The sequence below is a fragment of the Gammaproteobacteria bacterium genome (genome assembly GCA_016705365.1).
In the GTDB taxonomy this organism is placed as follows: domain Bacteria; phylum Pseudomonadota; class Gammaproteobacteria; order Pseudomonadales; family UBA5518; genus UBA5518.
In genome coordinates this window covers 873474-886629 of record JADIYI010000008.1, presented here as the reverse complement: position 1 = coordinate 886629, position 13156 = coordinate 873474, and the positions used below count along the sequence as shown (strand labels likewise).

Genomic DNA, 13156 nt, shown 5'->3' with positions numbered 1-13156 from the left:
GCAACTGCCGGCCCGCATCTCCTCCGGGGATGCGGGTTTTTTTGCCTGCTGGCAGAGCATCGGCGTTCGCGCTATAAAGCAAGCGGAAGAGCCATTCGCCGGAGAGCCGTCACATGCCACCCAGGATTTACCGGACACACACCCTTCTCTTGGCGATTCTGGCATGTACAAGCCCGCTGTCCTTGGCAGTCGAAGGCGAGATATACCGCTCCACCGACGCGGAGGGTCGGGTGATCTTCAGCGATCAAGCCAGCGAATCAGCCAAGCCGGTCAAGATTCCTCCCACCAATACCATGACCGAGGTCGAGGTGCCCGCGCTCAAGCCCGTCGCTCCGCTGGAGCCCGGCGCAGGCGATGCCATTGCCAATGCCTATTCCCGGCTCGAGATAATCACACCCACCAACGGTGCCACGGTGATTGCACCCAACGGCATCTTGAGCATGAGCGTGGCGCTTGTTCCTGCCCTGCGCGACGGGCACCGCCTGCAGCTGCTGCTGGATGGCACGCCAACCGGTGCGGCGATCGCGGGCGAGTTCACGGTGCCAGCGGTGCCGCGCGGCCCGCATGTACTGGAAGTACAGGTCATCGATGGCCAAGGGCAGCAGGTCCAGAGCACCGGCACCATCGAGGTGCAGGTGGTGCGACCTGGAAAAGGTGGTTCCCGACCCGGCGGCATTGGCGCGGGACGAAGCTGAGGTAGGTAACCGGATAGCAATGCACCTGTTTGGTGCATATAATCCTTCGCGTTTACTGTCCCGCCGGGCCATGGCGCCGGCGTGGCTGGCGTCCGCATTGGTGGCTCGGTTCTTGCTGAATAGTCCGGAACCCCAACCTGCAGCAAGCCTCACATGCCCCTGGAGACATTACATACCCGGCTTCTCGACAACCTGACCACCGCCATCCTGCTGGTGGCTGCCGATATGCGTGTCAGCTACCTCAATACCGCTGCCGAGTCCCTGCTCGAACTGAGCAGCGCGCGGGTACTCGGAGAAAATGTGCAGAACGTCTTTCACGAGGACGAAAACACAGTCGCCGGACTGCGCCGCGCGCTCGAGACAGGAACCGGTTTCACCAAGCGCCAGACGGTATTCCATCTCGGCACGGGGCATGACATCACCGTCGATTACGCCGTTACGCCGGCGTGGCTCGAAAACGAATCGCTGATCATCGAGATCCAGCCGCTGGACCGGATGATGCGCTTCAGCCGCGATGAGGCCATTCTTTCGTCCCAGCACATGACGCAGTCGATGGTGCGCGGGCTCGCCCACGAGATCAAGAACCCGCTCGGTGGACTGCGCGGCGCCGCGCAATTGCTCGCCCGCGAACTGGACTCGGAGCAATTGCTCGACTACACCAACGTGATCATCGAGGAAGCTGACCGGCTCGGAAATCTTGTCGACCGGATGCTGAGCGCGCCACGCCGGCTGCAGCGCGAGGCCGTCAATATTCACGAAGTGCTCGAGCGCGTGCGCCATCTCGTTGAGGCTGAAAGCCATGGCGCCCTGAAAATCCGGCGCGACTACGACCCGAGCATCCCGGAGCTGAGCGGTGATCGCGAGCAGCTGATCCAGGCGGTACTGAACGCGGTACGCAACGCGCAGCAGGTCCTGGCAGAACAGCCAACGGGGGCGCCGCCACCGATCATCGAACTGCGCACCCGCACCGTGCGGCAATTCACGATCGGCAATCAGCGCCACCGCCTGGCCTGCCAGATCGACGTCTCCGACAACGGGCCCGGCGTCCCCCCCGAACTGATCGACACCTTGTTCTTCCCGATGATCAGCGGTCGCGCCGAGGGCACCGGCCTCGGACTGGCCATCGCACAATCGATCATCAGTCAGCACCACGGGCTGATCGAATGCAGCAGCCGTCCGGGTCACACCACCTTCTCGATTCTCCTGCCCCTGGAGTACAACCATGACTGAAAATGCGCGCGTCTGGATCGTGGATGACGATCGCTCGATCCGCTGGGTACTCGAAAAGGCGCTGAGCGGTGCGGGCATTGCGGCCAGCAGTTTTGCCGATGCCGAATCATTGAGCCGCCGCCTGCGCCAGGAAACTCCCGACGCGATCATCAGCGACATCCGCATGCCGGGCATCGACGGGCTGCAACTGCTCGCGCGCATCCGTGAGAGCCACCCCGATCTGCCCGTAATCATCACCACCGCTCATTCCGATCTCGACAGCGCCGTGGCTTCCTACCACGGCGGCGCATTCGAGTACCTGCCAAAGCCCTTCGATATCGACGAAGTCGTGAGCATCACCCGGCGGGCGCTGGCGCAGCGGCGCAGCCAGGCCGGCGCACCGGAACAGACACCACCGGACACCACCGAGATCATCGGCGAAGCCCCCGCGATGCAGGAGGTGTTTCGCGCCATCGGGCGGCTGTCGCATTCGCTGATCACGGTGCTCATCAACGGGGAATCCGGTACCGGAAAGGAACTGGTCGCGCAAGCGCTGCACCGCCACAGTCCGCGCGCCAGCGGCCCGTTCATCGCGCTCAACATGGCCGCGATCCCCAGGGACCTGATGGAATCCGAGCTGTTCGGCCACGAGAAAGGGGCCTTCACCGGCGCCCAGCAACAGCGCCGCGGCCGCTTCGAACAAGCCGATGGCGGCACCCTGTTTCTCGACGAGATCGGCGATATGCCACCCGACACCCAGACGCGGCTGCTGCGCGTGCTCGCCGATGGCGAGTTCTACCGCGTCGGCGGCCATACCCCGGTCAAGGTCAGTGTCCGCATCATTGCCGCCACCCACCAGAACCTGGAACAACTGGTGCGCGAACACCGGTTTCGCGAGGATCTCTACCACCGTCTGAACGTGATCCGCATCCATTTGCCCGGATTGCGCGATCGACGCGAGGACATACCGCGCCTCGCACGTCATTTCCTCGGGCGCGCGGCAGAGGAACTCGGTGGCGAAACCAAGCTGCTGTTGCCCGAAACCGAAGCATTCATCAGCGCGCTGCCCTGGCCTGGCAATGTGCGGCAACTGGAAAACACCTGCCGCTGGATCACCGTGATGGCCTCGGGGCGCGAAGTGCATGTGGCCGATCTGCCGCCGGAACTGCTTGACAGCGAACACGCGGCAGCCGCGGGCGATTGGGCGGAACAACTGCGTGCCTGGGCCGATGCGGAACTGCGCCGCGGCAACACCCGCCTGCTCGACAGCGCCGTGCAGCGTTTTGAAACGACGATGATAGTGGTCGCTCTGACCCACACTCGTGGACGCCGCGGCGAGGCAGCCGAATTGCTGGGCTGGGGCCGCAACACGCTGACGCGCAAGATCAAGGAACTCGCGTTGGGAGATCTGCCCGAGAGCCCCGAATGATGATCGACGTCGTGCTCTACCAGCCGGAGATTCCACCCAACACCGGCAACGTGATTCGCCTCTGTGCCAACACTGGCTGCAGCCTGCACCTGATAGAGCCACTGGGGTTCGAACTCGATGACCGTCGCCTGCGCCGCGCCGGGCTCGACTACCATGAATGGGCCACCCTGAGCACCCATTCGAGCTTCGAGGAATATATCCGGGCGCGCCGGCCGGCGCGGGTATATGCCCTGAGCACGCGCGGCAAAACGCGTTACGACCGGCCACGCTTCGGTGCCAGCGATGCGTTGCTGTTCGGGCCTGAAACTCGCGGGTTACCGCAGGAATTGCTGGATGCGCTGCCTGCGGAACAGGTGCTGCGCTTGCCGATGCGCGCCGAATGCCGCAGCCTCAACCTCTCCAACAGCGTATCCGTGGTGGTCTACGAAGCCTGGCGCCAGCTGGATTTCATCACGGGCGCCTGAACCCCGCCCCCTCTGTCGGCGTTCGGAGCCGGATACGGGCAATGTGGAAAGCCGGCACAGAGCGCCGGCTCCAGGACGCTGCCGATCAGTGCTGCGCGGGTGTCTCGGGCAGCTGTTCGGCCTTTGCCTTCTCTTCTGCCTGCTTCAAAGCCTGTGTATAGAGCGCATCAAAATTGACCGGCGCCAGCATCAGGGGAGGGAAGCTGCCGCGCACCACGAGATTGTCCACCGCCTCGCGGGCATAGGGGAACAGGATGTTCGGACATACCGTTCCGAGCACCTGGCGCTGCTGCGCCTCCGGCATGCCGGACATGAAAAACACGCCCGCCTGCTGCACTTCGGCCAGGAACGCCGTCTTCTCTTCCAGCGCGGCAGTGACCGACAGGGTCAGCACCACTTCAAAATTCTGCTCGTCGATGCGATTGTGACGCGTGTTCATCTCGAGATTCACGCGCGGCTTCCAGGCCTGGCGAAACACCTCATGGCCCTGCGGCGTCTCGAACGACAGGTCTTTTATGTAGATTCGCTGCAGCGCGAACTGCTGTGCGGGCTGCTGGTTCTCGTCGGCCATCAAATGATCCTCTGCTGCGATTTATGCATTGCCGGTCTCCGCCGTCTGCCTGATCTCGTCGAGCAGCGGTTGCAGCAATCCCCTGTAGTGCAATTCGTCCATGTCGTCGAAGCCGCCGACATGCCGGTTGCCTATCCAGATCTGCGGCACGGTATGACGACCGGCGCGCTGTTCCATCTCGGACCTGAGCGCGCGATCGCCGCTCACATCGATATCACGGTACTCGACCCCCAGGGAGTCGAGCAACCGGCGCGCCGCCACGCAATACGGGCAGTAACGCGTGGTATACATCGTCACCCCGGGCATCGTGTCAGGACCGCACCAACGGCAACTGCGAGCCCTGCCACTCCGCAATACCGCCGCCGAGACGATAGACCTGGGCAAATCCTTTCTCTTTCAGCGTTTTGGCCACCGCTCCGGAGTGCTGGCCCATCTTGCAGACCACCACTACCGGGCGCTCGCGGTATCGATCCAGTTCCGCCACACGCTCGGACAGCTTGCCAAACGGCATGTTGATGCTGTCAACGATATGTCCCTGGCGATAGTCGGCGGCGTCTCTCAGGTCGAGCACCACAGCGTCTTTCTGGTTGACCAGTGCGGTCACCTGCGCCGGGCTGACACTGACCGCGCCCTTGCGCCGCTCGTGATACAGGAGCAGCCACACGATCACCCCTGCGGCACTGACGAGATACCACTTGGCAACGAGAAACTGGAGAAATAACTCCATGACGATTCCGGATCCGGCAGACTGGAAGGGCGCCCCTGATGAGGGTGGCCCAATGAGAAAGCGCGCAAGTATACACGCGCGCCGGGCAGCCACCAAACACCGCCCTGCCAATGCCCGCGCGTCACTTTCCCCGCAAGTCCGCTATGGTGCCCGCGCGGCAGTTGATGCAAACTGCCTGCCTCATTCACGCTTTCCAGCTCTCGCGGTATCCACTTCAGGTATGTTCAACTCCTTGTCTCATACACACTCCCGCTCGCACTGCGAGTGGCCGCACGGCGCGATCGGAACGATTGTGCTTGCCACCTGCCTGCTCGCCACTCCCGTGTCGGCGCAGGATCCGCTCGCCACCGGGACCGAGCAACCGGAAGGCGTCCTGCCGCTGAAGGAACTGCGCATCTTCGTCGACGTGTTCAACGAGATTCGCACCAGCTACGTGGAGGAGGTCGACGACCGCACGCTGCTCGAAAGCGCGATCAAGGGCATGCTGAACGGGCTCGACCCGCATTCCACCTACCTGGACAAGGACTCCTTTGCCGATCTGCGCGAGAACACCACCGGCGAATTCGGCGGTGTCGGACTGGAGGTCGGCGTCGACAGCGGCGGTTTCGTGCGGGTGATCTCCCCCATCGATGACACGCCGGCCAAGGCCGCCGGCATAGAAAGCGGCGATCTGATCATCCGTCTCGATGGTAAATCCGTCAAAGGACTGGATCTCGGGGAGGCCGTCAATCTCATGCGCGGGCCAAAGGGCTCGAAGATCGAGCTGACCATCGTTCGCGAGGGCAAACCGGGGCCGTTCGATGTCTCGCTCGAGCGCGACGTGATCAAGGTGCAGAGTGTACGCGGGCGGCTGCTGGAGGCCGATTTCGGCTACCTTCGCGTGGCGCAATTCCAGAACGAAACCGCCCCCGACATGCAGAAGACGATCGCCTCGCTCAACAAGCAGAACAGCAAACCGCTGCGCGGCGTGGTGCTCGATTTGCGCAACAATCCCGGCGGCGTGCTGCAGGCCTCGGTCGACGTGGCCGATGCCTTTCTGGAGCAGGGCCTGATCGTCTATACCGAGGGGCGTATCGAGAGCGCGCGCTCCAGCTTCAGTGCGACGCCCGACGATCAATTGAACGGCGCCCCGATGGTGGTGCTGATCAATGGCGGCTCGGCATCGGCCTCGGAGATCGTGGCCGGCGCGCTGCAGGATCACCACCGTGCCATCGTGGTCGGTACCGACAGCTTCGGCAAGGGCTCGGTGCAAACAGTGCTGCCGCTCGGCGAGGAGCGCGGCATCAAGCTCACCACCGCGCGGTATTACACACCCAGCGGGCGCTCGATCCAGGCGCAGGGCATCGTGCCCGATATCGTGGTCGAGCGCGCCGAGGTCAAGACCATCGACAGCCCCCGGCGCCTGACCGAAGCCGACCTGACCAGGCATCTCAGCAACGGCAATGGTGGTGCCGAGAAAGGAGACGCGGAGCGTCGCACCGCTGTTTCTCTGGACGAGCTGCGCAGCGACGACAACCAGCTTTACGAGGCATTCAACCTGCTGAAAGGAATCGTCCTGTCGCGCGCCGCGGCGCCGATAGCGAGCGCCGCGCCGGATACGCGGGGCTGAACGGGAACCAATTACCGAAAATTGGTACTAATTGACAAGAACGACGATGACGTGGGAACGTGCCAGACAAATTTACGAGCTGATATACACTGGTGTATATTGCGCTGAGCGGTGATTCATTCATGCAGATCGCCCGGATAATCAAAATGGCAGACAAGCGAAGCGGTGAACGTGGCGTGGTTCCGATGAGGACAGATCGGTTCTTTGCCGTGAACAGTGCCTGGTATTTCGCGACTCGCGAAGGCGCATCCGTTGGTCCTTTCGAGGACAAGAGCGAGGCGCAGAACGGGTTGTCGGATTTCCTGGATTTCATCCAGCTGGCAGAACCGAGAGTGTTGTCGACCTTCTACGCCTCATTGCACACGGCGTAGCCGGCGCACGATTCGCGGCTCGCCCTAGAGCCTGACCTCCACACCCCGGGAGGCCATGAAGATTTTTGCCTCCCTGATCGTGTACTCCCCGAAATGAAAAATGCTGGCCGCCAGAACGGCGTCCGCATGCCCTTCGATCACGCCGTCCACGAGATGCTGCAAATCACCCACGCCACCCGAGGCAATCACCGGCACTGACACCGACTCGCTCACTGCGCGGGTCAACGCAAGATCGAAGCCGTCGCGGGTACCATCGCGATCCATGCTGGTCAAAAGGATTTCCCCGGCGCCGAATTCCACCATCTGCCGCGCCCATTCGAGCGCATCGATTCCGGTGGCGCGCCGCCCGCCATGCGTGAAAATCTCCCACTTCAACCGCTCGCCGTGGGCACTGACCTGCTTGGCATCGATCGCAACCACGATGCATTGCGAGCCGAAGCGGTCGGAAGCCTCGGCCACGAATTGCGGGCGCTGGATTGCAGCCGAATTGATCGCGACCTTGTCGGCACCCGCATTCAGCAGGTTGCGGATATCCATCAGTTCACGCACTCCGCCGCCGACGGTCAGCGGAATGAACACCTCGCTCGCCATGCGCTCGACGGTCGCGAGTGTGGTATCCCTGCCTTCATGGCTTGCGGTGATATCGAGAAAGGTCACTTCATCGGCGCCCTGCTCGTTGTAACGACGCGCGACTTCCACCGGGTCACCCGCGTCGCGGATATCCAGGAACTTCACGCCTTTGACTACCCGCCCGCGATCGACATCGAGACAGGGAATGATGCGCTTGGCAAGACCCATGGACTCAACGCTCCCGGTGCGCGTCGCACCATGCCTGTGCCTGCGCCAGATCGAGAGTGCCCTCGTACAGCGCGCGCCCGCTGATCGCGCCAATGATGCCGCTCGATGCTTCATGCGAGAGCGCCTTGATATCCTCGATCGTGGTCACGCCACCCGAGGCGATCACCGGGATCCCGCCGCGCGCGGCAAGATCGCGCGTTGCCGGCACGTTCACGCCCTGCATCATGCCGTCACGATCGATATCGGTGTAGACGATCGCTGCCACGCCGGCGGCGGCAAACTGCCGGGCGAGATCGACCGCCCCGACGCGCGACACCTCGGCCCAGCCATCGGTGGCGACCATACCGTTGCGCGCATCGATGCCGACGATCACGTGGCCCGGAAACTCCTGACACAGGCTGCGCACCAGATCGGGCTGCTTCACCGCCAGCGTACCGATGATCACCCACTGCACCCCGACATCCAGATAGCTCTGCACGGTCTCGCGACTGCGGATGCCGCCACCGATCTGCACCGCAAGATCCGGAAACGCGCGCGTAATCGCGCGCACCGGCGCGCCATTGACCGGCTCTCCGGCAAACGCACCATTCAAATCGACCAGGTGCAAACGCCGCGCGCCCGCCTCGATCCAGCGCGCAGCCATCGCCACCGGGTCATCGCCGAACACCGTGCTGTCGTCCATGCGTCCCTGGCGCAGACGCACGCATTTTCCATCTTGCAGATCGATCGCGGGAATAATCAGCATCGGCCATCCCAGGCAACAAAATTGGCGAGCAACTGCAGCCCGGCCGTATGACTTTTCTCGGGGTGAAACTGCACCGCGAACAACGAGTGGTGTGCCAGCGCGGCCGTGAACTCCATCCCGTACTCGCAAATTCCCACGGTCTGCGAGCGATCGCCCGGCTCGACGTAGTAGCTGTGCACGAAATAGAAGCGGCTGTTCTGCTCGACGCCTTGCCACAGCGGATGATCGATCATCCGCACGCGATTCCAGCCCATATGCGGGACCTTCAGCGTCGCGTTGTTCTCGTCTTCGAGCCCGGCGCCGAAATGCCGCACGCGGCCCTTCAGGATGCCAAGACAGCGGGTGCCGTTGTTCTCCTCGCTGGATTCCATGAGCGCCTGCATGCCGATGCACACCGCCAGCAGCGGCCGCGTGACAGCCGCTTCACGTACCGCACGGTCGAGTCCGCGACGCACGAGTTCCGCCATGCAATCGCGCATCGCTCCGACTCCCGGAAACACCACCTTGTCGGCGGAACGGATCAGCGCCGCATCATCGCTTACGACGATCTCGGCACCGCCCGCCACATGCTCGAGGGCCTTGGCCATCGAATGCAGGTTGCCCATGCCATAGTCAACTACCGCAATGCGTACGCCAGCCATGTGTGACCTACAGGCTGCCCTTGGTGGAAGGCATCACGCCCGCCATGCGCGGGTCGCTGCCGAGCGCCATCCGCAACGCCCGCCCAAAGGCCTTGAACACCGTTTCGGCCTGGTGGTGTGCGTTCGCGCCGCGCAGGTTGTCGATATGCAGCGTAACCCCCGCGTGGTTCACGAAGCCCTGGAAAAACTCGCGAAACAGGTCCACGTCGAACTCGCCAATCCGCGCGCGCGCGAAATCGACGTTGAACTCGAGCCCCGGGCGGCCCGACAGGTCCACCACCACGCGCGACAGCGCCTCATCGAGCGGCACATAGGCGTGCCCGTAGCGCACCAGGCCGGCCTTGTCACCCACCGCCCTCGCGAACGCCTGCCCGAGGCTGATGCCGATATCTTCCACCGTATGGTGGGCATCGATATGCAGATCACCCGCAGCCTCGACCTCGAGATCTAGCAGGCCATGGCGGGCGACCTGATCCAGCATATGATCGAGAAACGGTATTCCGCTATCCAGCGCCGCGTGTCCGCTGCCATCGAGATTCACCCGCACGGTGATGCGCGTCTCGAGCGTATTCCGGGTCACTTCCGCTGTTCGTTCTGTCATGATGCTTGCCTGATCGATTGCGCCCCGCCCACTGGCGATGACACTGCCTGCCCGCGCGAAACCCGCATTATAGAGAACAACCCTGCCCAAAACAGCGTCGTGATTCCGTTACAATCGCCGCCTATCCGTGTGCATGACGCGAAGGAGTGACCCCGGGCATGAACCCCGTCGCAAAGTGGCTGGGCATCACCGTTGCCGTGATCCTGTTGTTGATCAGCGGCGCAACGCTGCTGGTATCGCGCCTGATCGACGAAGCCGAACTCAAGCTCCGTCTGCTCGAAATGGTCAACAGCAGCCTCGACGGGACCCTCGAGATAAACGGCGAGTTGTCGCTGTCGCTATGGCCGCGCCTTTCGCTGGCGCTGGGCGACGTGCACCTGCGCACGCCGGCCGGCGCCAGCGAAGATTTCGCCAGCGCCAGCGAACTGCGGCTCGGTGTGAACCTGATGCCGCTGCTGCGCCGGCAGGTCAGTGTCGATGAGTTGCTGATCAAGGGCTTTACCCTGAATGCCCGGCGCGACCGCAACGGCAATGCCAACTGGGAAGCGCTCGGCACAAAACCGTCGGGCTCGACCGGTCCGGCAGCCGGCACGATTGCGAGCGCAGCCGTGGCCGCACCCTTGCTGCTCGCGATCGACCGCGTGCGCATCGCGGACGGCACCCTGATTTTCAGCGACGAGCGAACCGGGGCGCACCACGAACTGCGTGAGCTCGATATCACCAGCGACGATGTGAACATGACAGGCGACCCGTTCCGGCTGGAAGGTAGCGCGCGACTGCTCGGCGACAACGGCAAACACGACATCGGCATCGCGCTCGGTGCGCAGGTGGATGCCGATCTCGATACGGGCCTGGTCAGGCTGGCAAACAGCAGGCTCACGCTGAGACCCGCCGCAGGGCCCTCCATCGAACTCGCTGCCCCCGGCATCAGCGCATCGCTCGAGCAGCACAACGCACAGGTGCCTGCAATGACGCTTGCCGCGGGCGGTCTCGAGGTCAGCGCCTCGCTCGATGCCAACTGGAGCGAACCCGGCAACCTCGTGGCCAAGGGAAAGCTCGGTGTCAGCGCGCTCGATCTGCCCGCCCTGCTGCAAACGCTCGCAATCACGCTGCCGCCAGGCCTCAACCCCGAACCGCTGGCCGATATCACGCTCGACACCGACTATGCGCTCAACGGCAAAACGCTTTCCCTGTCACAAGCAGAATTGCGCGCAGGCAAGTTCAATGCCACGGGCGAAGTGCGATTCACCTCCGGCAAAACCATGCGTATCGACACGAAATTCGCCAGCCCCGAACTCGAACTCGACTACTTCTTCCCGCCCGCGGAAACTCCGCCCAAGGGAACCGCTGCAACCGCACCGGCCCCCGGCGGAAGCCGCAAATGCGGGGCCCGGCGCACTGCTCGGCATGAATGGCATCATCGAGGCTTCGCTCGGACGGCTGACGACAGCCACGCTCGAACTGAGCGAGCTCGAAACGAAACTGGTTCTGAAAAAGGGTATCGCACGGCTCCGATCCCTCTCGTCGCGGCTTTACGGCGGCACCTTGAACGCTTCGGGCAAGCTCGATGCACGCGGTGACGGCGCGCTGCGACTCAAGGCCAAACTCGGCGCAGTCGATCTGAAGGCACTGCTGCAGGCCACCCATGATTTCGACCAGATGGAAGGCCGCCTCGACGGCTCGTTCGATCTCGCTGCCAGCGGCCATACCATGGAGGAGTGGATGGCCGCCTTGCATGGGCCGTTGCGGATCAAGGTCAGGGAGCCGGTACTGAACGGTTTGAGCGTCGAAGAGCTGATCTGCAAGGCCGCTGCGCAACTCAACCAGGAGTCGCTGAGCGCACGCTTCGAGCCGCTTACGCGCTTCCAGTCGATCGACACCGGGCTCGACTTTGCCCAGGGAATCGGCACGCTGCAGAATTTCCAGGCCGCCGTTCCCAGCATGGCTCTGCGGGGCGAAGGCAAGGTGGATCTGCCTCGCGGCAAGTTCGACATACAGCTCAATACCCGCGTAAGCGATGACCTGGAGCGCCTCGACCCCGCCTGCCGCATGACCCGCACGATGCTGGCGGTGGAGTGGCCGATCACCTGCAAGGGCTCGTTCGGCGAGGATCCGAAAAAGTGGTGCGGCATCGACCAGGACGATGTCGCGAAAATCGCCGGGCAGCTCGCCACCGACAAGGTCAGGGACAAGCTGAAGGACAAGCTCGGTGACTTCTTCAAGCGCAGCAACTGAGCGCCTCACTTTCAGCGAGCGGCTGCTCGGGTGGCACGCCCGTCACGGCCGTCACGATCTGCCGTGGCAGCAGGATATCTCGGCCTATCGCGTCTGGGTTTCCGAGATCATGCTGCAGCAAACCCAGGTCAGCACCGTCATCCCGTACTTCCTGCGGTTCATGGACCGCTTTCCCGATATTGGCGCGCTGGCCGATGCCGCCCCCGACGAGGTACTGCACCTGTGGACCGGGCTCGGCTACTACGCCCGCGCCCGCAATCTGCAAAGCGCGGCACGCATCATCCGTGACCAGCATGGCAGCGAGTTTCCGCGCGATGCGCAGACGCTCGAAACACTTCCCGGCATTGGCCGCTCCACCGCCGGCGCGATCTGTGCAATTGCATACGGCGCGCCCACCGCGATCCTCGACGGCAATGTAAAGCGCGTGCTGACGCGCTTTTTCGCGATTGACGGCCCAACCAACCAGGCTGACACCCTGAAGCAACTGTGGCGCATCGCCGAGCGGCTGACACCGACGGAGCAAAGCGGCGCCTACACCCAGGCCATCATGGATCTGGGTGCCACGCTCTGCACCCGCAGCCGTCCCGCCTGCGCGCTGTGCCCGCTGGCCGCCGATTGCGCTGCAAAGGCCGAGGGCAATCCTGGCCGCTACCCCACGCGCAAGCTCAGACGCGCTCTCGGCGAACGGCGCTGCCAGATGCTGGTGATCCGCAACTCCGAGGGCGAGATCCTGCTGGAAAAGCGTCCCGCCTCCGGCATCTGGGGCGGATTGTGGAGCTTCCCCGAAATCGGCGAGAACGATGACGCGGTCACGGCCTGCGATCGCATCACCGGCGCGCCACCGGCGAGCGTGCGCAGGGGCGAACCGTTGCGCCACACTTTCAGCCATTTCCGCCTCGATGCGACCCCGGTGTTTCTCGGTGCAGGAGCCGAGCGGCACACCGTGATGGAAGATGCGCGCCTGATCTGGTACAAACCCGGCAACCGGGCGCTCGGCCTGGCCGCACCCGTCAAACGGTTGATCGACACGCTCGACGCCGCATCACTGGAGATCAACTGAC

Annotated in this window: 16 protein-coding genes; 9 read left to right on the top strand and 7 right to left on the bottom strand. The window is 63.5% G+C overall.

Features of this window, described 5'->3' with window-relative positions; all coding sequences use genetic code 11:
• Positions 1-182 precede the first annotated feature (182 nt).
• From IPF49_11640 to trmL, 4 genes are all read left to right on the top strand, one after another.
• Positions 183-695 (top strand): DUF4124 domain-containing protein, encoded by a 513-nt coding sequence (locus IPF49_11640; protein ID MBK6288267.1) that lies wholly within the window; start codon positions 183-185, stop codon positions 693-695.
• Positions 696-848: 153 nt separating this feature from the next.
• Entirely contained in the window at positions 849-1925 is a 1077-nt protein-coding gene (gene glnL / locus IPF49_11635; GenBank protein ID MBK6288266.1) for a nitrogen regulation protein NR(II), read from the top strand.
• Positions 1918-3333 carry a nitrogen regulation protein NR(I) gene (ntrC, locus tag IPF49_11630; GenBank protein MBK6288265.1) on the top strand — a complete coding sequence of 472 codons (1416 nt, stop codon included), beginning with the start codon at positions 1918-1920 and terminating at the stop codon, positions 3331-3333. Before glnL ends, ntrC begins: the two co-directional genes overlap by 8 nt.
• Positions 3333-3797, top strand: coding sequence for a tRNA (uridine(34)/cytosine(34)/5-carboxymethylaminomethyluridine(34)-2'-O)-methyltransferase TrmL (trmL, locus tag IPF49_11625; protein MBK6288264.1), 465 nt, complete (start codon positions 3333-3335; stop codon positions 3795-3797). Before ntrC ends, trmL begins: the two co-directional genes overlap by 1 nt.
• Before the next feature lie 85 nt (positions 3798-3882).
• On the opposite strand, the gene secB is transcribed toward trmL, so the two are convergent.
• The 3 genes from secB to IPF49_11610 are packed head-to-tail and all read right to left on the bottom strand — an operon-like array spanning position 3883 to position 5095.
• Positions 3883-4368, bottom strand: coding sequence for a protein-export chaperone SecB (gene secB / locus IPF49_11620; protein MBK6288263.1), 486 nt, complete (start codon positions 4366-4368; stop codon positions 3883-3885).
• Positions 4369-4389: 21 nt separating this feature from the next.
• The gene (gene grxC, locus IPF49_11615; protein ID MBK6288262.1) at positions 4390-4674 is read right to left on the bottom strand and encodes a glutaredoxin 3; all 285 of its coding nucleotides are present in this window, start codon (positions 4672-4674) and stop codon (positions 4390-4392) included.
• A 4-nt stretch (positions 4675-4678) separates the two neighbouring features.
• Positions 4679-5095: a rhodanese-like domain-containing protein gene (locus IPF49_11610; protein MBK6288261.1), complete on the bottom strand. Its 417-nt coding sequence runs from the start codon at positions 5093-5095 to the stop codon at positions 4679-4681.
• A 220-nt stretch (positions 5096-5315) separates the two neighbouring features.
• Between IPF49_11610 and IPF49_11605 the strand changes: the two genes are divergently transcribed.
• Together IPF49_11605 and IPF49_11600 are read left to right on the top strand one after the other, a co-directional pair.
• A complete protein-coding gene (locus IPF49_11605; protein MBK6288260.1) occupies positions 5316-6704 on the top strand; it encodes a S41 family peptidase in 1389 nt (462 codons plus the stop codon).
• A 146-nt stretch (positions 6705-6850) separates the two neighbouring features.
• The gene (locus IPF49_11600) at positions 6851-7075 is read left to right on the top strand and encodes a hypothetical protein (protein MBK6288259.1); all 225 of its coding nucleotides are present in this window, start codon (positions 6851-6853) and stop codon (positions 7073-7075) included.
• 24 nt (positions 7076-7099) lie between these two features.
• Here IPF49_11600 and hisF read toward each other — a convergent pair whose 3' ends face one another.
• The 4 genes from hisF to hisB are packed head-to-tail and all read right to left on the bottom strand — an operon-like array spanning position 7100 to position 9860.
• Positions 7100-7873 carry an imidazole glycerol phosphate synthase subunit HisF gene (gene hisF, locus IPF49_11595; protein ID MBK6288258.1) on the bottom strand — a complete coding sequence of 258 codons (774 nt, stop codon included), beginning with the start codon at positions 7871-7873 and terminating at the stop codon, positions 7100-7102.
• A 4-nt stretch (positions 7874-7877) separates the two neighbouring features.
• Positions 7878-8618: a 1-(5-phosphoribosyl)-5-[(5-phosphoribosylamino)methylideneamino]imidazole-4-carboxamide isomerase gene (hisA, locus tag IPF49_11590; protein ID MBK6288257.1), complete on the bottom strand. Its 741-nt coding sequence runs from the start codon at positions 8616-8618 to the stop codon at positions 7878-7880.
• Complete coding sequence (gene hisH, locus IPF49_11585; protein ID MBK6288256.1) at positions 8612-9259, bottom strand: imidazole glycerol phosphate synthase subunit HisH; 648 nt, start codon at positions 9257-9259, stop codon at positions 8612-8614. Before hisH ends, hisA begins: the two co-directional genes overlap by 7 nt.
• Positions 9260-9266: 7 nt before the next feature.
• Positions 9267-9860 (bottom strand): imidazoleglycerol-phosphate dehydratase HisB, encoded by a 594-nt coding sequence (hisB, locus tag IPF49_11580; GenBank protein MBK6288255.1) that lies wholly within the window; start codon positions 9858-9860, stop codon positions 9267-9269.
• Positions 9861-10018: 158 nt separating this feature from the next.
• Here hisB and IPF49_11575 point away from each other — a divergent pair, with 158 nt between their 5' ends.
• From IPF49_11575 to mutY, 3 genes are read left to right on the top strand one after another with little or no spacing between them, the layout of a single operon-like run.
• Complete coding sequence (locus tag IPF49_11575) at positions 10019-11440, top strand: AsmA family protein (GenBank protein MBK6288254.1); 1422 nt, start codon at positions 10019-10021, stop codon at positions 11438-11440.
• Positions 11406-12095: an AsmA family protein gene (locus tag IPF49_11570; GenBank protein ID MBK6288253.1), complete on the top strand. Its 690-nt coding sequence runs from the start codon at positions 11406-11408 to the stop codon at positions 12093-12095. The genes IPF49_11575 and IPF49_11570 overlap by 35 nt, the downstream gene beginning before the upstream one ends.
• Positions 12070-13155 carry an A/G-specific adenine glycosylase gene (gene mutY, locus IPF49_11565; GenBank protein MBK6288252.1) on the top strand — a complete coding sequence of 362 codons (1086 nt, stop codon included), beginning with the start codon at positions 12070-12072 and terminating at the stop codon, positions 13153-13155. The genes IPF49_11570 and mutY overlap by 26 nt, the downstream gene beginning before the upstream one ends.
• Position 13156 lies beyond the last annotated feature (1 nt).